The organism is Burkholderia sp. BCC0398, assembly GCF_902833245.1.
Classification (GTDB): domain Bacteria; phylum Pseudomonadota; class Gammaproteobacteria; order Burkholderiales; family Burkholderiaceae; genus Burkholderia; species Burkholderia sola.
The window spans coordinates 544,045-561,870 of the sequence record NZ_CADFEM010000005.1 but is presented as its reverse complement, the minus strand read 5'-3'; the positions used below and the strand labels follow the sequence as shown (position 1 = coordinate 561,870).

20 protein-coding genes are annotated in these 17,826 nt (G+C 66.9%); 9 read left to right on the top strand and 11 right to left on the bottom strand.

The genetic code is table 11. The annotated features are described in order from the left end of the window. The first annotated feature begins 202 nt into the window (after window positions 1-202). Entirely contained in the window at window positions 203-850 is a 648-nt protein-coding gene (locus tag HWX76_RS14400; protein ID WP_244137973.1) for a transketolase C-terminal domain-containing protein, read from the top strand. A gap of 132 nt (window positions 851-982) precedes the next feature. Next, window positions 983-1,297 carry a helicase gene (locus HWX76_RS14395; RefSeq protein ID WP_124555827.1) on the top strand — a complete coding sequence of 105 codons (315 nt, stop codon included), beginning with the start codon at window positions 983-985 and terminating at the stop codon, window positions 1,295-1,297. A 191-nt stretch (window positions 1,298-1,488) separates the two neighbouring features. Here the strand turns inward: HWX76_RS14395 and HWX76_RS14390 are convergent, their stop codons facing one another. Beyond that, a complete protein-coding gene (locus tag HWX76_RS14390) occupies window positions 1,489-1,860 on the bottom strand; it encodes a helix-turn-helix domain-containing protein (RefSeq protein ID WP_244137972.1) in 372 nt (123 codons plus the stop codon). Window positions 1,861-1,964: 104 nt separating this feature from the next. Here HWX76_RS14390 and HWX76_RS14385 point away from each other — a divergent pair, with 104 nt between their 5' ends. Further along, window positions 1,965-2,819, top strand: a complete 855-nt coding sequence (locus HWX76_RS14385) for an SDR family oxidoreductase (protein WP_176015988.1) — start codon at window positions 1,965-1,967, stop codon at window positions 2,817-2,819. A gap of 128 nt (window positions 2,820-2,947) precedes the next feature. On the opposite strand, the gene HWX76_RS14380 is transcribed toward HWX76_RS14385, so the two are convergent. The 10 genes from HWX76_RS14380 to HWX76_RS14335 all read right to left on the bottom strand — a co-directional run bounded on the left by HWX76_RS14380 (window position 2,948) and on the right by HWX76_RS14335 (window position 11,625). Continuing rightward, window positions 2,948-3,844, bottom strand: a complete 897-nt coding sequence (locus HWX76_RS14380; RefSeq protein WP_175978721.1) for an amidohydrolase family protein — start codon at window positions 3,842-3,844, stop codon at window positions 2,948-2,950. A gap of 88 nt (window positions 3,845-3,932) precedes the next feature. Further along, a complete protein-coding gene (gene rhaM / locus HWX76_RS14375; RefSeq protein WP_069620467.1) occupies window positions 3,933-4,247 on the bottom strand; it encodes an L-rhamnose mutarotase in 315 nt (104 codons plus the stop codon). Between the two features lie 17 nt (window positions 4,248-4,264). After that, window positions 4,265-5,053 (bottom strand): SDR family NAD(P)-dependent oxidoreductase, encoded by a 789-nt coding sequence (locus HWX76_RS14370; RefSeq protein WP_050016952.1) that lies wholly within the window; start codon window positions 5,051-5,053, stop codon window positions 4,265-4,267. Between the two features lie 17 nt (window positions 5,054-5,070). Further along, the gene (gene rhmD, locus HWX76_RS14365; RefSeq protein ID WP_176015975.1) at window positions 5,071-6,249 is read right to left on the bottom strand and encodes an L-rhamnonate dehydratase; all 1,179 of its coding nucleotides are present in this window, start codon (window positions 6,247-6,249) and stop codon (window positions 5,071-5,073) included. A gap of 104 nt (window positions 6,250-6,353) precedes the next feature. Next, entirely contained in the window at window positions 6,354-7,289 is a 936-nt protein-coding gene (locus HWX76_RS14360; RefSeq protein WP_124653404.1) for a dihydrodipicolinate synthase family protein, read from the bottom strand. Between the two features lie 78 nt (window positions 7,290-7,367). Beyond that, entirely contained in the window at window positions 7,368-8,252 is an 885-nt protein-coding gene (locus tag HWX76_RS14355; RefSeq protein WP_124714637.1) for a glycosyltransferase family 2 protein, read from the bottom strand. A gap of 154 nt (window positions 8,253-8,406) precedes the next feature. Further along, window positions 8,407-9,108, bottom strand: a complete 702-nt coding sequence (locus HWX76_RS14350) for a GntR family transcriptional regulator (RefSeq protein ID WP_050016945.1) — start codon at window positions 9,106-9,108, stop codon at window positions 8,407-8,409. Between the two features lie 91 nt (window positions 9,109-9,199). After that, window positions 9,200-10,015 (bottom strand): aspartate/glutamate racemase family protein, encoded by an 816-nt coding sequence (locus HWX76_RS14345; protein WP_176015974.1) that lies wholly within the window; start codon window positions 10,013-10,015, stop codon window positions 9,200-9,202. Beyond that, entirely contained in the window at window positions 10,012-11,256 is a 1,245-nt protein-coding gene (locus tag HWX76_RS14340) for a D-amino acid dehydrogenase (RefSeq protein WP_176015973.1), read from the bottom strand. Before HWX76_RS14340 ends, HWX76_RS14345 begins: the two co-directional genes overlap by 4 nt. 18 nt (window positions 11,257-11,274) lie before the next feature. Then, window positions 11,275-11,625, bottom strand: coding sequence for a RidA family protein (locus tag HWX76_RS14335; RefSeq protein WP_176015987.1), 351 nt, complete (start codon window positions 11,623-11,625; stop codon window positions 11,275-11,277). Between the two features lie 318 nt (window positions 11,626-11,943). Between HWX76_RS14335 and HWX76_RS14330 the strand changes: the two genes are divergently transcribed. Genes HWX76_RS14330 through HWX76_RS14305 form a run of 6 tightly spaced genes read left to right on the top strand, consistent with a single transcriptional unit; the run spans window position 11,944 to window position 17,748 of the window. Continuing rightward, window positions 11,944-13,044, top strand: a complete 1,101-nt coding sequence (locus tag HWX76_RS14330; RefSeq protein ID WP_089490393.1) for an ABC transporter substrate-binding protein — start codon at window positions 11,944-11,946, stop codon at window positions 13,042-13,044. 32 nt (window positions 13,045-13,076) lie between these two features. Further along, window positions 13,077-13,970, top strand: coding sequence for a branched-chain amino acid ABC transporter permease (locus HWX76_RS14325; protein WP_050016938.1), 894 nt, complete (start codon window positions 13,077-13,079; stop codon window positions 13,968-13,970). After that, window positions 13,963-14,850: a branched-chain amino acid ABC transporter permease gene (locus tag HWX76_RS14320; protein ID WP_080334364.1), complete on the top strand. Its 888-nt coding sequence runs from the start codon at window positions 13,963-13,965 to the stop codon at window positions 14,848-14,850. Before HWX76_RS14325 ends, HWX76_RS14320 begins: the two co-directional genes overlap by 8 nt. Continuing rightward, window positions 14,847-15,632 (top strand): ATP-binding cassette domain-containing protein, encoded by a 786-nt coding sequence (locus HWX76_RS14315; RefSeq protein ID WP_050016937.1) that lies wholly within the window; start codon window positions 14,847-14,849, stop codon window positions 15,630-15,632. Before HWX76_RS14320 ends, HWX76_RS14315 begins: the two co-directional genes overlap by 4 nt. Beyond that, on the top strand, window positions 15,629-16,348 hold the full coding sequence (locus tag HWX76_RS14310; RefSeq protein ID WP_089490394.1) for an ABC transporter ATP-binding protein: 720 nt from the start codon (window positions 15,629-15,631) through the stop codon (window positions 16,346-16,348). The genes HWX76_RS14315 and HWX76_RS14310 overlap by 4 nt, the downstream gene beginning before the upstream one ends. Continuing rightward, window positions 16,345-17,748: an MFS transporter gene (locus HWX76_RS14305; RefSeq protein ID WP_176015972.1), complete on the top strand. Its 1,404-nt coding sequence runs from the start codon at window positions 16,345-16,347 to the stop codon at window positions 17,746-17,748. Before HWX76_RS14310 ends, HWX76_RS14305 begins: the two co-directional genes overlap by 4 nt. The last annotated feature ends 78 nt before the right edge of the window (window positions 17,749-17,826 follow it).

Genomic DNA, 17,826 nt, shown 5'->3' with positions numbered 1-17,826 from the left:
TGACGTTCGAGAAGAACTGGGCCGCCGCTCAGCAAGGGCAAGCGGCCTGATTGCCTCGGTTATGGGATTCGTGAAACAGGGGCAAGGTCAGAGATACGTCGCATAGACGTTTGCACCATGGCCAGAAGTTTCTTTGACCTTTACCGACTCGACCGCAGGATGCGCCTCGAGCAACTGGATTGCACCCTGCAGTAGAGCGTTCATGGCGACCTCAGTCTTAACCGTGCGACAAGGGCTTCGAGCCGAACGCGGCGGCGGGCCGACTCATCAACCCGTCGAGCACCTCGCCGCTCTTCGCGCCATTCCGCAACTCGCCGTCTATCGGCCGGCCGATCCAGTCGAAACGGCGGAGTGCTGGGAACTGATTCTCGAACAGCCGCGCAGGGCCGCACTCCTCGCATTGTCACGCCAGCCGGTCCCGCTCCTGCGCAACGAGCCTGGAAACGAAAACAAGTCGGCGCGGGGCGCCTATATTTTGCGGGAGGCCGATGGCGGGCCGCGCCAACTCACGCTGATCGCGACAGGCTCGGAGGTCGACCTCGCCGTCCAGGCACGCGACATCCTGCAACAGGAAGGCGTGCCGACGGCCGTCGTATCGATGCCGTGCCGCCTGCTCTTCGAGGAGCAGCCGCGCGATTACCGGCGGGCCGTGCTGGGCGTTTCTCCCGCGAGGGTCGCGGTCGAGGCGGCGGTCGAACTGGGATGGGAACGGTACATCGGACCGGAAGGCCGGTTCGTCGGCATGCACAGCTTCGGCGAGTCCGGGAAAATCAAGGACGTGTACGACAAGTTTGGCATCACGGTAGATGCGGTGGTTCGCGCGGCGCATCAGGTGTTATCCGAAGTGTGACATTGCTGCAATCCGCCTCGGATGCGATGACCTTGCAGGACTCGTGGATGTGCTTTGAGAAGTGGGCGGCCTCGATTTTCGGTGGATTCGCGCGTAGCGTTAGAATAGCGCCCCTTCTCATGGGAGACGACAATGTCCTGGTTCGTTTATGAAGTGCCCGAATACCACGAAGACGCCGCGCGCATCGAACCTTTCAGCGAGCTGCGTAGCCGTGTGCTGAAAGCCGGCGGCCCGGCCATGGCAGACGACCTGGAAAGCGTTCGCGAAAACGCCGCGGCGACGGCGGACACGCAGGAGCGCCCGCTGCGTACCCCGGAAAATCCGCAGGTCTTTCCGATTCCTTACGCCGACTCGATGATCCTGGTCGGGTTCATCTTCGATCTGAAGCGCGAATTCCGCCAACTGGTCGTGTCGCCCGTGGAAATGCCCTGGCTGAAAGACGCGTAAAGCGTTGCGCCGGCGGGGTGTCGTACCCGGTGATCTGTTTCGGCATTCGCGCTTTCATCACGAGCCGGCCCACCGCTGGATCCGCGACGCGACGAGCGACCTCATCACAGGGCCGATGCATCACCAGCCGTTGCCGAATACGAAGCGCCGGCGTTCGACGGCAGCGCGATAGCCCGCGCGGTCGCTAATCGCTAGCGCGGCCGGTCACGCAGCAGCAGGCGCGACCCGACCTCCACGATCGACGTAATCGCCGGCAGCAGTTCCTGACCGAGCGACGTCAGCTCGTACTCCACGGACGGCGGCGACGTCGGCAACACGCTGCGCCGGATCACGCCCCGCTCCTCCAGATCACGCAGCCTGCCGGTCAGCACCTTCGCGGTGATGGTCGGGTTGTCGCGCCGCAACTCCGAAAACCGACGCGGGCCATTGCTCAGGCACCAGATCAGTTCGGGCGTCCACAGACCGCCGATCAACGCCATGCATTTCGACATCGGGCAGCCGGGAAGCGGCTCCACCTTCTTTCGCATTCTCAAACCCATCGTCGCACCGTGAATGGTTTCCATTTGGTTACTTGAAAATGATGGTAACCGATGGATAGGTGGTTTCCAATGGAAACCTTCATCCCTACACTTGGAGCCTCACCTATCGATACACGGAGAGCATGAACATGTATGCAATAACGGGAGCATCCGGGCAGCTCGGGCGCCTTGTGATCGACGCATTGCTTGAAACCGTGCCGGCCAACCGGATTATCGCGGCGGTCAGGAATCCGGCGAAGGCGCGCGACCTTGAAGCGCGCGGCGTGGTGGTGCGCGAGGCCGACTACAAGCGGCCTGAAACGCTCGCCACCGCGTTCCTCGGTGTCGACAAACTCCTGCTGATCTCGTCGACCGAAGTCGCCGGCCGCCTGCCATTGCACCGCGCGGTGATCGACGCGGCCCGGCGCGCTGAAGTCTCGTTGCTCGCCTATACGAGCATGCTGCACGCCGACACGTCGCCCGTCCGACTCGCGATCGAGCACCGGCAGACGGAACAAGTCATCGCGGCCTCCGGCCTCCCCACCGTCATCCTGCGCAATGGCTGGTACACCGAGAACCATTTGATGACCCTTCCCGCTGCGCTCGAGCATGGCGCGTTCATCGGGGCCGCGAAAGACGGGCGCTTCTCTGCCGCCGCGCGGAAGGACTATGCGGCGGCCGCGGCCGCGGTATTGACGACGGACGGCCACGCAGGAAAAACCTATGAACTGGCGGCAGACGATGCGTACACGCTGGCGCAGCTAGCCGCGGAGGTCTCGCGGCAGTCCGGCAAGACCGTCGTCTACAACGATCTCGCCGAGGACGCTTATGCCGACGTGCTGACGAGCGCCGGGTTGCCGCCCGAGTTTGCCAGCGTCCTCGCGGATGCCGACGTGGCCGCGTCGCGCGGTGCGCTGTTCGACGACGGCGGCGTCCTCGCGCGACTGATCGGTCGGCCCACGACGCCGTTGGCGAGCGTCGTCGCGACCGCGTTGCGCGATTAGGGCGAACAAGTCCCGATGAAGCATCAGCCAGCGCCGCTGCAGCGTGCGGGTTCGGCTGATGCTGCCGGGGCGCGCGCCCGGCACGTGCTTCGGTGACAACGCTCGCCACCCGATGGCGGGCACGTGGCTCACAGTCGGTAAGTTCGCAGCGCATTGTGGACGAACAGCGCCTCGCGCTCATCGTCGCGGGCGCCCGCGACGATCGCCGCATAAGCGTGCCAGAGCGCCTGATAGCCGGCATGGAGCCGATCGACCGGGAAGTTCGACGCGAACATGCAGCGCGCCGCGCCGAACGCGTCGATCGCCTCCAGCACGTACGGGCGGAAACTTTCGACCGTCCAGCGATGGTCGAACATCGCGAGCCCGGACAGCTTCATCGTCACGTTCGCCCGCCGCGCGAGCCCGCGCAATCCGTCGCGCCACTCGCGCCAGCCGTGCACGCTGGTCCGGTCGACGAACATGCCCGTGTGATTGACGATCACGGACGTGTCGGGATGCGCATCGAGGACGGCGAGCGCGGCGCCGACCTGGGCCGGGTACAACTGCAGGTCGAACGACAAACCGAACTCGCTCAGCATCCCGAAGTTCTCTCGCCAGCGCGGTTCGGCCAGATACTCCACGTCGACGTAGTTGTACCAGGGGTCCGGATGCCGGTTCAACACCTGCCGGATACCGCGCACGTTCGGATGCGCCGCCGCGCCGGCGAGCCGGATGCGTGCGTCCGGCGCGAACAGGTCGACGCCCGCGACGATGCCGTCCGGCATCCCGCCGCTCGCCGGCGCATCGGCCAGCGCCTGCAGCCAGTCGACTTCGCTCGGCGTCGTCCACGCATCGTGGATCGCCTCGACATGCACGACCTTCAGCACGTCGATATCCGCGCCGGCGTCCGCGCGCAGGTCCGCGGGCAGGTAGCGGCGCGGCAAGTCCGCCACCGCGCCCGAGAACGCCGGCTGAGCGCGATCGAGCCAGCTGTAGCTCAACGCGTCGGCGTCCCAGAAATGGACATGGGGATCGACAACCTGCATGTGGGCTCCGTGAGTTCATGCGACACGATGATCCGCTGCAATGGTTCGGCACACGTCGAGCGCTGCCGATCCGTTGAACGGGCCGGCGTCATTCCAGATGAAACATCGGCTCCAGCGATTTCTCGACCGGACGTCCGTCCGGCCCGGTCGCCATCAGGTCGGCCATGTACGCCCACCAGCGACGCATCACGTCCGTTTCGGCGAGTTGCGCGATCCGGTGATCGGCCGGCCGTTTGAGCACGGCGAACAGGTGATGGGTGTCGTCGTCGAGAAAGATCCAGTAGTCCGAGATGCCCGCTGCACGAAGCGCGTCGGCGAGTTCCGGCCAGATCGCATCGTGCCGGCGCCGGTATTCGTCCCGCTTGCCGGGGTGCAGGCGCATCCTGAAGGCGATCGTTTCCATGGTCATGCCTCGCGGTTTCATTGCAGGTTCACGTACATGCCGCCGTCGACGAGCAGCGCGGCGCCGTTCACGTAGCGCGCCATGTCGGACGCGAGAAACACGACGCAGTCGGCGACGTCGTCCGGCTCGCCGAGGCGGCCGAGCGGAATCCGGCGCTCGAAGTACTCGGTCTTGCCGGGCGCGGCGAGATCGTCGTCGTTGATTTCGGTGCGGATCGTGCCCGGCAGCACCGAATTGCAGCGAATCCGATGCGGCGCGAGCGCGACCGCGCACGACTGCATCAGCGCATGGACGCCGGCCTTGGTCGGCGTGTAGTGCGTCTGCATGCCGCCGCCGACCAGCGCGCTGATCGAGCTGGTCGCGACGATCGCGCCGCCGTGCCCTTGCGCGGCCATTTGCCGGGCGACGGCCTGGGTCATGTAGAACGCACCGTGCAGGTTCACTTCCATCGTCCGTTGCAGCAGCTCGGGCGGCAAGTCCAGGAAGCCGTGGAACGGGCAAATTCCGGCATTGCTCGCCAGTACGTCGATCCGGCCGAATCGTTCGACCGCGGCCGCGACGAGCGCGCGGGCCGTGTCCGGCTGCGCGACGTCGCCCGGCACGGCCAGCGCGTCGCGCCCCGTCGCGCGGATCGCGTCGACGAGCGCGTCGATCTCGTGATCGGCCTGCGTGGGCAGCAGCGGGTTCGTCCAGTAGTTGACGACGACGTCGGCGCCATGCCGCGCACACGCCAGCGCGATCGCGCGGCCGATCCCGCGCGATCCGCCCGTCACGACGACGATCCTGTCTTCAAGCAATTTCGTCATTGCGCCCCTCCGTACGCTCAGTGTTCATACGGGCGCTGCATGCGCACGTCCGGATTCAGGCGCACGCCGAAACCGGGCGTGTCGGGCACCTTCATCCGCCCGCCGACCGGCACCGGCTCGTCGAGCAGCAGCGGATCGAACATCGGCACGACACGATCGGCCTGCGGCGCCATCATCAGGAATTCGGCGAACGGGCTGTTGTGCCGCGTCGCGACGAAGTGATAGCTGTAGACCGACGAGCCGTGCGGAATCACCAGCACGCCACGCGCATCGGCGAGCGCCGAGATCCGCGTCAACTCGGTGAGCCCGCCGCACCAGCCTACGTCCGGCTGAATGATGTCGCAGCACTCCATCTCCAGCAGCATGCGAAAGCCCCAGCGGGTCGCCTCGTGCTCGCCGGTCGTGACGAGCATGCCGCGCGGCACGTCGCGGCGCAGCTTCGCATAGCCCCAATAGTCGTCGGGCGGCAGGCATTCCTCGATCCATTTCAGGCCGAGCGCATGCGCTTCGTGCGCGAGCCGCGTCGCATACGGCACGTCGAGACTCATCCAGCAGTCGAGCATCAGCCAGAAATCGGCGCCGACGCGCGAACGCATCTCGGCGAGCGCATCGAGATTGCGACGCAGGCCGACCTCGCCCTCGGCCGGGCCGTGATGCAACGGCAGCTTGCCGCCGATGAAACCCATCTCCTTCGCGAGATCGGGTCGCGCACCGGTCGCGTAGAACTCCAGCTCGTCGCGCACCTTGCCGCCGAGCAACTGGTGCACGGGCTCCCGCCTGACCTTCGCGAGCAGGTCCCACAGCGCGAGATCGACGCCGGAAATCGCATTGAGCACGACACCCTTGCGCCCGTAGTACAGCGTTGCATGGAACATCTGATCCCACATCTTCTCGATGTCGGTCACGCGCTGCCCTTCGATGAAACGCGCGAGATGCCGCTCGACGATGAACGCGCCGATCTCGCCGCCGGTCGTCACCGCAAAGCCGACCGTTCCATCGCTGGCCTCGACTTCGATCACGAGCGTGCCGAGCACGTTGATGCCGAACGACTGGCGGCTCTGCCGGTATTCGGGGTAGCGCGACATCGGCGTCGCAATGTGGTCGTCGATCCAGTGACCGGCATCCTGATCGTGGTAATCGGCACCGCCACCACGCACCGTCAGCGCGCGGACCGCGCGTATCGTCGGCATGCTCATTCTTCGGGTTCCTTGGTTGGGTCATCGAGTGCGGAAGCCGCCCGTACGCGTCGGGCGCACGGATGGCGGCGGAATTCGCAACGTCGTGCTGCCAGGCGGTCGCGTCAGCGTGCCCAGCGCAGCACCAGCGCGTCGAGCCGTCGCGCAATTTCGATCAGGCCCGCGCGCGTCGCCGGATGCAGCGGCGCCAGCGGACGGCGCGGCGCGTCCGATGCGATCACGCCGCCCTCCTTCATCAGCGCCTTCGCCGCCAGCAGGCCGGCCTGACGGTTCTCGTAATTGATCAACGGTAGCCATTGCTCGTACTGGGCGACCGCCTCGTCGCGCTGCCCGGCGAGATACGCGGCGAGAATCGGCCGCAGCCCGTCCGGATAGCCGCCGCCGAGGATGCTGCCGGTCGCGCCCGCATCGAGATCGGCAAGCAGCGTGATCGCCTCCTCGCCGTCGAACGGCCCTTCGATCGCGTCGCCGCCAAGCGCGATCAGTTCGCGCAGCTTCGCGGCCGACTGCGGCACCTCGATCTTGAAATAGCGCAGATTCGGAATCGTGTGCGCGAGGCGCGCCAGAAACGCGGCCGATACCTGCGTGCCGCTCATCGGCGCGTCCTGGTACATGATCGGGATCTCGATCGCGTCGGAAAGCGCCGCATAGAACTGCTCGATCGCGGCCTCGCCGCAACGAATCGTCGCGCCGTGGTACGGCGGCATCACCATCACCATCGCCGCACCGGCCGCCTGCGCGGCGCGGCTGCGCGCCGCGCAGATCGTCGGATTGAAATGCGTGGTCGTCACGATCACCGGCACGCGTCCCGCCACGTGTTCGAGGATCGCCGCGATGAGCCGCTCGCGCTCGTCGTCGGTCAACGAAAACTGTTCCGAGTAGTTCGCGAGGATGCACAGGCCGTCCGCTCCCGCGTCGATGATGAAGTCGACACAGCGCTTCTGGCCCGGCATATCGATCTCGCCCGACTCGGTGAAGATCGTCGGCGCGACGGAAAACGCGCCCGTATAGCGGCGGTGAATCGGCGTAGACAAGCTCATCTGAAACCCTCTCTTATAATCAGTGATCCGAATTGTATGGCGCGTTTGTCGTGCGCCCATACCGCGATAAATCACGCGTCATACACGCCCGTACCGCCCTCGCAACCCGTCCGTCACGCCGCAATAGATCGCCTTCAGCTTCAGGCGCTTGTTGCGCGCATGCAGCAGCACGAACGCGACGTGCTTGAGCGTGATGAGATTGATCAGCAGCATCGCCGGATAGCGCCGCCAGTAGTCGCGCGCGACGAGGATACAGTTGCGCGCCGCATAGTAGTGGCGCAGCGCGCTCTGATCGAATATCTCGACGCGCGGCCAGTGCTGCTGCGCGGACGGGCTGCCGAGTTCATGGGGCAGCGACACGTCGGCGTTGACGCGCACCGGCACGCCGTGCGCCTGCGCGCGCATGCAGTATTCCGCGTCGACGTGGTCGATGAAGAAGTCCTCGCGGAAGCGGCCGAGCGCGCGATACGCGTCGAGCGAGATTGCGGTGCCCGACGAGATGATGACCGAGCACGACAGCAGGCCCTGCGCGCCGCCGTGGATCGGCGTGATCTGCGCGGACCAGCGGCGCACCGTGAACAACGGCAGGTCGCGCTGGAAATTGCGGTTGAAGATCCGCGGGCCGACCAGGAAGCGGCTGTCGCCCACCCGCGCGCAGCCGGCCAGCATGCGATCGAAATAGTCGTCCGGAACGTGCGAATCCTGATCGAAGATGAAGAAGACGTCGCAGCCGCGGCCGATCAGGAATTCGACGCCGGCGTTGAACGCACCGGCGATGCCGCCGCGATTGTGATTCGCGATCACGTCGACGCCGCCTGCGGCGAGCCGTGCGTACAGCGCACGATCGGCGACGGGCGAATTGTCGACCGCGACGACGACGGGGCTTTTCGCGGGCAAGGTCAGCAAATGCTCGATCTGCGCCGCGGAGGGTTTATACAGCGTGACCAACGTACCGTGTGTCATGACGGCACCTCGTGACGATCAAGTAGCGATGCACCGCGCCGGTCGATCCGGGCGGCCCGTCCTCCTTTGCACGACTGCTTGTCTCGTCGACCAGCCTGCCCTGCCCGTTCGCGTGCTGTACGCGATCGTCGCAGGCGCCGCGGCCGGTCTTGCTTTATCTTGCGTACAGCTTGACGACGCTCGCCTGGACGACGCGCGTGATCTCTTCCATCCGCCAGCGGATATGCGTGTCGGTCAGCGTCGCGCAACGTTCCGCATCGCGTTCGGCAAGCGCGTCGAGAATCTCGAGATGCTCGGTAAACGCCTCGTTGCGTCGCTGATCGACGTCGACCCAGCGCACGTAGTGAATACGCGCGTTGATCCCTTGCAGCACCCGGCCGATCTCGGCATTGCCCGACAACGCGGCCAGCTCCAGGTGAAACTGCTCGTCCTTGACGACCAGCTCGGCCGACGACATCCGCGCCGCATTCTTCATCACCTGCTTCCAGAAGCGACGCAACGCCTTGATGTCGTTGTCCGACCCGCGCTCGCATGCGAGCATCACCGCGGTCGTTTCGATCGAGCGACGCAATTCGAACAGATCGAACACATCCTTCCCCTCCAGTTCCCGAATGAAGAAACCGCGGTTCGGCACGAACACCAGCAGGTTTTCGGCAACGAGCCGATTCAGCGCCTCGCGAATCGGCGTGCGACTCACGTTGAAGCGCTCGGCAAGCTCCAGCTCGTTGAACCGTTCGCCCGGCCGGATCTCGTACAGCACGGCCATCTGTTTCAACTGCTCGTAAATCTCGTTGACCGTGAGGCCCGTGCGCGTCGGCGCCGCGGTCTCCCGGCCAGCCATAACGGAAGTCGACATCTCGTCTCCTGGTTCCACCTGTTGTCACCGCGCGTCATTATCCATCGGCAATCTGCCCGCGCGCGTTCTTTTTACATGCACGAGCCATGCGTCAGCGCATCAGCAAGCTGCCGAAGCCCGGCACGGGATCGTCGATGCCCGCGAGCCGCAGCGCGTGCCAGGCGAGCGCGTGATTGCTCGACAGTACGGGTTTGCCCGCGCGCGCTTCGATATCGGCCAGCGCATCGACGATGCGCAGGCTCGTGCACGACACGAATACGGCATCGACGGCCGGATCGGCGGCGAGCGTCAGCACCGCGTGCTCGATCGACGCGCGCTCGATGCGGGCGACCTCGTTGTCGTCGCGGTGCTCGAACGAGCCGACCCGCACGATATCGACGCCGCGCGCGCGCAGGTACGCGGCCATCGCATCGTTGATCGTGCGCTCGTACGGCGTCAGCAGCGCGACCCCGCGCGCGCCGAGCGCCGTCAGCGCGACGCGCGCCGCGGTAATCGGCGTGGTGCATGCGACGCCGGGCCGCGCCTCGCGGATGCGCTCGAACACGCGCTCCTCGCCGAGCACCATCGACGCCGACGTGCAGCCGAACGCGACGACGTCGAGGCGCTCGCCCGGCCGGATCAATTCGACCGCGGCGCAGATCCCGCCGTCCATTCGCGCGAGCGTCTCGGCGGTGATCTCGGCGGAATTCGCGATCCGGCTTTCGTAGAACGCGACGCCATCGATCGCGAGCAGACGTCGCCACTCGTATTCGATCGTATGATCGGTCGCCAGCACGACGAGGCCGATCGCCGCGCGCCGCGCGATGCCGGCGTCGAGCGAGAAATCGAAGCGCGCGTACGCGTCGCGCGCCGGGCCGGCGCCGACAACCGGATCGGACGCCTCGGAGGTGGAAAGAAGTTCGCTCATTGCAGGGTCATCCCGGTGATGTCGATGTCGGGCCGCTTGCCGTGGATCAGATCCGCGACGATCTTCGCGGTGCCGCACGACATGGTCCAGCCCATATGGCCGTGGCCGGTGTTGAAAAACAGGTTGCGGTGCCGGGATGCGCCGATGATCGGCGTGCCCTCCGGCGTCATCGGCCGCAGCCCGGCCCAGTACGACGGCTTCGCGTAGTCGGCGCCGTTCGGGAACAGCGCCTGCGCGGTCGCGAGCATGTGCGCGAAATCGCCCGGCGAATGCGTGGTGTCGTAGCCGCTGAACTCGGCGGTCGCGGTCAGCCGCAGCCGGTTGCCGAAGCGCGCCCATGCGACGAGCTGGTTCTCCTCGACGCCGCCGAGCGCGGGCGGCTCGTGCGTGTCGTCGATCGGCAGCGTGACCGAGTACCCCTTGACCGGATAGATCGGCAGCCGGTAGCCGAGCGATCGAGCGACGAACGGCGAGTACGCGCCGAGTGCGAGCACGTATCGATCGCCGGTCACGCGGCCCTGCGACGTCTCGACGTAGTCGATCGCATCGGCGCTCGCGCGCACGCCGTCGATCGACGTGCCGAAGCGGAATTCGACGCCGAGCGCGCGGCAGCGCTCGGCCAGCGCGCGCGTGAACAGATGCGCGTCGCCGCTCTCGTCGCTCGGGCAATGGATCGCGCCCGCGATCCCGGCCACCGCGTGGCGCAGCGCCGGCTCGCGTTCGACGGTGGCCCGCGCATCGAGGATGTCGAGCGGCAGGCCGTTGTCGGTCAGAATCCGCATGTTCGCGACGCCGCGCTCGAACGATGCAGGGTCGCGATACAGGTACAACAATCCTCCGCTCGTCCGGTCGTACTCGAGCAGTTCATCATTCGTCGCCTGCTGAAGCCGCTGCTGCGCGTAACGACACAGCCTCACCTTGATCGACGTGTTGCGGCGCGAGCGCTCGGCCGTGCAGTTCTGCAGGAACAGCGCACACCAGGCCCACATCCGCCAGTCGGGCGTCCATTTGAGCCGCAGCGCCTGGCCGTCGGCAAACAGCGACTTGAACAGAATCTTCGGCGCGCGCGGCGATGCCCAGGTATACGAATGGCCGGGCGCGATCAACCCCGCATTCGCGAAGCTCGTTTCGAGCGCGACGCCGTCGCGACGTTCGATCACCGTCACCTCGTCGCCGGCCTTCGCGAGAAAATACGCAGTGGTCACGCCGACGATGCCGCCGCCGAGCACGATCGTCTTCATCGTCTGGTTCTCCCTGCGCTAGCTCGCGGCGATCGCCGCGATCTCGACCGTGTACTGCGGAAACGCGAGCTTCGATTCGACGCACGCGCGTGCCGGTGACTCGCCCTGCGGCACCCACGCGTCCCATACGCTGTTCATCTCGGCGAAGCTGCGATAGTCGGCCAGCCAGATGCTCGCGGACACGATCCGGCGCTTGTCGAGCCCCGCGTCTTCGAGCAGCCGGTCGATCTTGTCGAGAATCTGCCGGGTCTGCCCCGCCACGTCGAGCGACGTGTCGTCCGCCACCTGCCCCGCGACGAAGGCCAGCCCGCCCGCGACCACCAGTTGGCTCATCCGTTCACTTACGCCGTATCGCTTGATCTCCACCATCTGACTGCCCTCCGAGGTCGTGTCGAGTTGGGCAGATTTAAGCACTGCAATTCACCTCTGTATACACTTTTTTCAGAAATATTCTCGACTGCGCCGGATTGGCGCGCCCATGCACCATGGCTATCCACGCGCTTTATCCGCGTGCATAAATGCATGAAAAAAGGGAAAATTTTCTATCTCAAACAAGACTTTCGCTATTCGTCTCAGCGGCTCGAAAATTTATTTGCAAACGATTTTTGTTCTGTGATTCTGTCGACACTTCTGTATATCAAACCATGCCGCCAACCGTGCGGCCGACCATGCGACGGGAGAACGAAGATGAAGGCAAGTCAGTGGAGTGTCGGTGTCTGGATCGCGCTCGGGGCGCTTGCGTCGGGCGCTGCGCACGCCGACGTCAGCGTGGGCGCGGTGCTGCCGCTGACCGGCGCGAGTGCGTCGATCGGCGAAGACCAGCGCCGCGGCATCGAGCTGGCCGTCGCGCAGATCAATGCGAAAGGCGGCGTGCTGGGCCAGAAGCTCGCCGTGCGCATCGAGGATTCGGGCGGCTCGGCCAATACCGCGCTCGACGCCGCGCGCAAGCTCGCGACCGTCGAACACGTGCCGGTCGTGCTCGGCGAATTCTCGTCGTCGGTCACGATACCGGTCGGACAGTTCCTGGTGCGCCAGGGCGACGTGCACATCAACATCGGCTCGTCGAGCCAGCAGGTGCGCAAGATCGGCGCGGGCTCGTTCAGCGTGATCGGGCTGGACGACCTGTCCGCGCGCTTCGCCGCGCAGGACGTGTACGCCCGCAAGCTGCGTCGCATCGCGCTGATCGCGCCGAACAACGGCTACGGCCAGGGGATTGCCGGCGAATTCAGGAAGCGTTTCGAGGCGCTCGGCGGCACGGTGGTGTCGACGGTGCTCTATACGGAAGGACAATCGACCTATCGCCGCGAACTGGAGCAGGCATCGCGCGCGCAGCCCGACGCGTATGTCTACAGCGCCTATGGCCAGGAAGCCGCGACGCTGAACCGGCAGGCATTCGAGATGCGGCTCAACCAGCATCCGTGGTACGGCATCTACCTGACGATGTGCACGAGCGACACGCCCGCGCAGATCGCGCAAGGCCAGATCGGCCTCGAAGTCGCCGCGCTCGGCGCGGGCGCGAAAGCGTATGCGAGCGCCTATCAGGCCGCGTACAACGAGGCCCCGCGCTCGGCGTTCGGCAGCTATGCGTATGACGCGACGCTGTTGTCCGCCGCGGCGATCGGCCGCGCGCAATCCATCGACCCGGCGAAGATTCGCACCGCGCTCGCGGCATTGGGCAAGTCGTATACCGGCGTGACCGGCGCGATCGCGTTCGATGCCGACGGTCAGCGGGAAGTCCAGCCGTACGAGAAGGTGGTCTACCGCCAATCGGTCGTCGCGCAGCAGTAAGCGCCCGCCCGGATGAACCAGAGGATCTCGCCATGCTGTCATTCATTGTCGACGTATTGATCCGCACCGCCGATCTGCTGCTGGTGTCGGTCGGCCTGTCGACGCTCTATTCGCTGATCCGCTTTCCCAACATCGCGCATGTCCAGTACGCGATGCTCGGCGCATTCGCGACGCTCTGGCTGGAACGCGCGGGGCTGCCGTTCGCGCTCGCGACGGCCGTGTCCTGCGCGCTGGTCGGCACCGCCGCGACGCTGCTGAACCTGTTCGTGTTCGCGAGACTGCTGCGCTCCGGCAGCGCGGTGGCGATGATCGGCTCGCTTGCGATCTCGATGCTCGCGGTCGCGCTGGTGCTCGGCGTCGCCGGCTCGCGGCCGCAGCAGTATGCGCAGGACGTGCATCCGCCGATGGTGATCGCCGGCGTCGCGCTGTCCGTGCCGCAACTGGGCTCGATCGCATGCGGCGCCGGCGCGCTCGCGATATTCGCGGCGCTGCTGTACCGCACCGGCCTCGGGCGGGCGATGCGTGCGCTCGCGTCGAATCGCGCGCTGGCGCTCGCGACCGGCATCGACGCGACGCGCGTGACCAACGTGATCACGTTCGCGAGCGGCGTGCTGGCGGCGCTCGGCGGCACGATGCTCGGCGCCACCGAGAGCGTGCATGTGAATCTCGGCTATGGACTGCTGATCCCGGTGTTTTCCGCGGCGATCCTGGGCGGCCTCGGCAATCCGCTCGGCGCCGCGGCCGGTGCGCTGCTGATCGCGGTGGCCGAGACCGTCGCGCTGAACGTCGATTTCGGCGGGCTCGTCGATCGGCCGATGCAATTCTTTCCGGTCGAGTACGTCGGCGCGGTGTCGTTCGCGATCCTGCTCGTCGCACTGATCTTCCGGCCTTACGGCATCTTCGATCGGGAGGTACGGCGTGTCTAGCTTCGTCATCCATCTGCTGACCGTCGGCTGCCTGTACGCGACGATGGCGCTCGGGTTGAACCTGCAGGCCGGCTATGCGGGACTCGTCAATTTCGGCTTCATTGCGTTCAGCGGGCTCGGCGCGTACGCGGCCGGCATCGCGTCTCGGCTCGGCTGGCCATTGCCTTCGGCGCTCGCGCTCGCGCTGGCCGCCGCGGGTGCGCTGGCGATCGTCGTCGCGCGGCTCGGGCGGCAGCTCTCCGCCGACTACTGGGGGATCGCGACGCTCGCGATCGCCGAGATCCTGCGCACGATCGCGCTCAACGAAAGCGGGTTGACCGGTGGCGCGCAAGGCATCGGCGGCATCGCGCCGCTATTCCCCGGGCTGCGCGCGCCGTGGGCCGAACTCGCGTTCCTCGCGGTCACGGCCGGCTGCCTCGCGCTCACCTACGCGACGTACCGGCGCCTGACCGCGAGCCGCTTCGGCCGGGCGCTGAAGGTGATGCGCGAAGAACCCGCGCTCGCGGTCTGCTTCGGCTACGATCCGCTCGCGCTGAAAACGCGCGCATGCATCGCGGGCGCGCTGCCCGCCGCGCTCGCCGGGGCACTCGCCGCGTGGTACATCGGCTATGTCGGGCCGGACGCGATGATCGCGTCCGAGACCTTCGCGCTGTGGACCGTCGTGATGGTCGGCGGCCTCGGCAGCCACCTGGGTGTGCTGGTCGGCACGCTGATCGTGCAGGCCGTCTACGCGCTGGCGCCGTTTCTCAAGGACTGGCTCGATGTCGGCAGCGACCTGACCGGCGCGGTGCGGCTGGGCCTGGTCGGCCTGATGCTGCTCGCGTGCGTGCTCTGGCGTCCGCACGGGCTCGTACCCGAGCGCCTGGAGGTGCGGCCATGAGCACGCTGCTCGATCTCGACGGCGTGACGATCCGCTACGGCGAGAACGTCGTCTTGTCCGGGGTCACGCTGTCGGTCGACGGCGGCGAAATCGTCGGACTGCTCGGCCCGAACGGCTCCGGCAAGAGCACCGCGCTCAACGCGATCACCGGCTTCGCGCCGCTCGCGGCGGGCGCGATCCGCTTCGACGGTCGGCGGATCGACGCGCTGTTGCCGCACAAGATTGCGCGGCTGGGCGTGCGCCGCACGTTCCAGTTGCCGTCGATGCCCGCACGCATGTCGGTGCTCGAACTCGCGATGGCGGCTTCGTCCGCGCGCCACGGCATCGCCGCCGCCCTCTGGCCCGGCCGTGCGACGCGCGCGCTCGATGCCGATACGCGTGCACGCGCCGCCGCGCTGCTGGACGAGCTGAAACTGTCCGGCGTCGCGCACCTGTCCGCCGCGTCGATTTCCGGCGGCCAGAAGAAGCTGCTGGGCATCGCGTGCGCGATGATGACCGCGCCCAAGCTGCTGCTGCTCGACGAGCCGACCGCCGGCGTGCACCCGAACCTGCGCGGCGAGCTGATCGACGAACTGCGACGGATTCGCAAGCAAGGCGTCACGCTGGTCGTCATCGAGCACGACATGCATTTCATCCGCGAGCTGTGCGACCGCTGCGTCGTGCTGGACCGCGGCGTGACGATCGCGAACTGCCGGCCGGCCGAGCTGGAGCGCAACCGTCGCGTACTCGACGCGTATCTCGGGCGCGCCCATGCCGCCCCTCGTCCGCTGGAGGCGTCATGATCGACGTGCGCGAACTCGTCGCCGGCTACACGCCCGAAGTCGACATCCTGCATGGCGTGTCGCTCACGGTCGGGGCCATCGACATCGTGACGATCCTCGGCCCGAACGGCTGCGGAAAATCGACGCTGCTGAAGTCGATCGCAGGTTTCGTGCTGCCTCGTGCGGGCAGCGTGACGATCCAGGGCACGGACGTGGCGCGCGTGCCGGTCCACCGAAAGATCCGCGAGTACGGGATCGGCTTCGTGCCGCAGACCGACAACGTGTTCGCGTCGCTGACCGTGCGCGAAAACCTGATGCTCGGCGGCCAGTCGATGTCGGCGTTTCCGCGCGAGGCGCGGATCGACGAGCTGTGCGAGCAGTATCCGGTGCTGCGGCGTCGCTACCGGTCGCTGGCGGGCGCATTGTCCGGCGGCGAGCGGCAAATCGTGTCGCTCGCACGCGCACTGATGCCGCGCCCGGTGTTGCTGCTGCTCGACGAGCCGTCGGCCGGCCTGTCGCCGAAGATGGTCGACGAGGTGTTCGACGCGATCGTCCGGATGCGCGACACCGAGCATATCGGCGTGCTGATGGTCGAGCAGAATGCGATCGAGGCGCTGCGCATCGCGGATCGCGGCATCGTGCTGACGATGGGGCGCGTCGCGCTCGAAGGCGCCGCGGCCGAGCTGCTCGACAGCGACGAGATGCGACGCCTGTACCTCGGCGGGAGGGCCGCATGAACGGCGGACGCGCCACGCCGGTCGCCGGCGCGTCCGCCGCCGCCGCCGCGGCCGCGCGTCCCGTGCTCGTGATGGTCGCGCTCGCGTGCGGTTTCGTGATGGCCATGCTCGACGTGACGATCGTCAACGTCGCGCTGAAGGCGATGGAAACCAGTCTGTCGATGTCGCTGACCGTGCTGGTGTGGGTCGTCGATGCGTACACGCTCAGCTTCGCCGCGCTGCTGCTGCTCGGCGGCGCGCTCGCGAACCGCTACGGGTCGAAAGCCATCTACGTCGCCGGGCTCGCGCTGTTCGTCGGCGCGTCGGTGCTGTGCGCGGCCGCGCAGTCCAGCGGCGCACTGGTCGCGGCGCGCCTTGCACAAGGTGTCGGCGCGGCGCTGTTCATGCCGAGTTCGCTGAGCCTGCTCACGCTCGCGTTCCCGCCAGGGCCGATGCGCACGCGGATGATCGGCATCTGGGGCGCGCTGGTGTCGGCCGCGATGGCGCTCGGGCCCTGCGTCGGCGGCGTGCTGGTCGACGCGATCGGCTGGCGCGGCATCTTCTGGGTGAATTTGCCGGTCGGTGCGGCCGGCCTGTGGCTCACGTACCGGCATATCGCGCGGGCGCCGCGTCATCCCGGCCCGTTGAATGCGCTCGGCCATCTGTTCGGCGCGCTCGCGCTCGCCGCGCTGAGCTTCACGCTGATCGAAGGGCCCGGCGCCGGCTGGCGCTCGCCGTCGATCCTCGCCGGCGTCGCCACGACGTTGGCCGCCACCGCGGCATTTGCGTTACGCGAGCGCTACGCGCACTCGCGCATCCTGTCGCCGGCGCTGCTCGCGAATCGGCGTTTCGTCGCGGGCAGCACGCTGGGTCTCGCGATCAACTTCGGCATTCTCGCCGAGATCTTTCTGTTGAGCCTCTATTTGCAGAACGTCCGCGGCGCGAGCGCGCTCGTGGCCGGGTTCGAATTGTTTCCGCTGATGGCGATGTTCGGCATCGGCAATCTCGCGTCCGCGAAAGTCAGCGCCCGGTTCGGCCCGCGCCGCACGCTGCTCTCGGGGCTCGCGCTCGCCGCGCTCGGCAGCGTGGCGCTCGTCGGCGTCGCGGCGATGCCGTATCCGGTGCTGGCCGTCGCGATCGGCTTGGCCAACTTCGGCGCCGGCCAGGCCATTCCGGCGATGAATCTCGTCGTGATGCAGTCGGCCGATGCGGCGGACGCGAACCTCGCCGCCGCGTCGCTGAACGCGAGCCGGCAGATCGGTTCGCTGGTCGGCATCGCGATCGCATCGGTGATCCTGCACGTGATCGACGATCCGGACCGCGCGACGGCCGTCGGCTTCGCGGTGATCGCCGCGCTGTACGCGCTCGGCTTCGCGATCGTATTTCGCGCGATTCACGTTGGCGGTGCCGAGCAGCCGTAGCGAGGCGCGCACGGGTATCGACGTTCGTCGACGCATTCGGTGTATTCCGCGTATCACGCACGCACTTTTCCTCTTGCA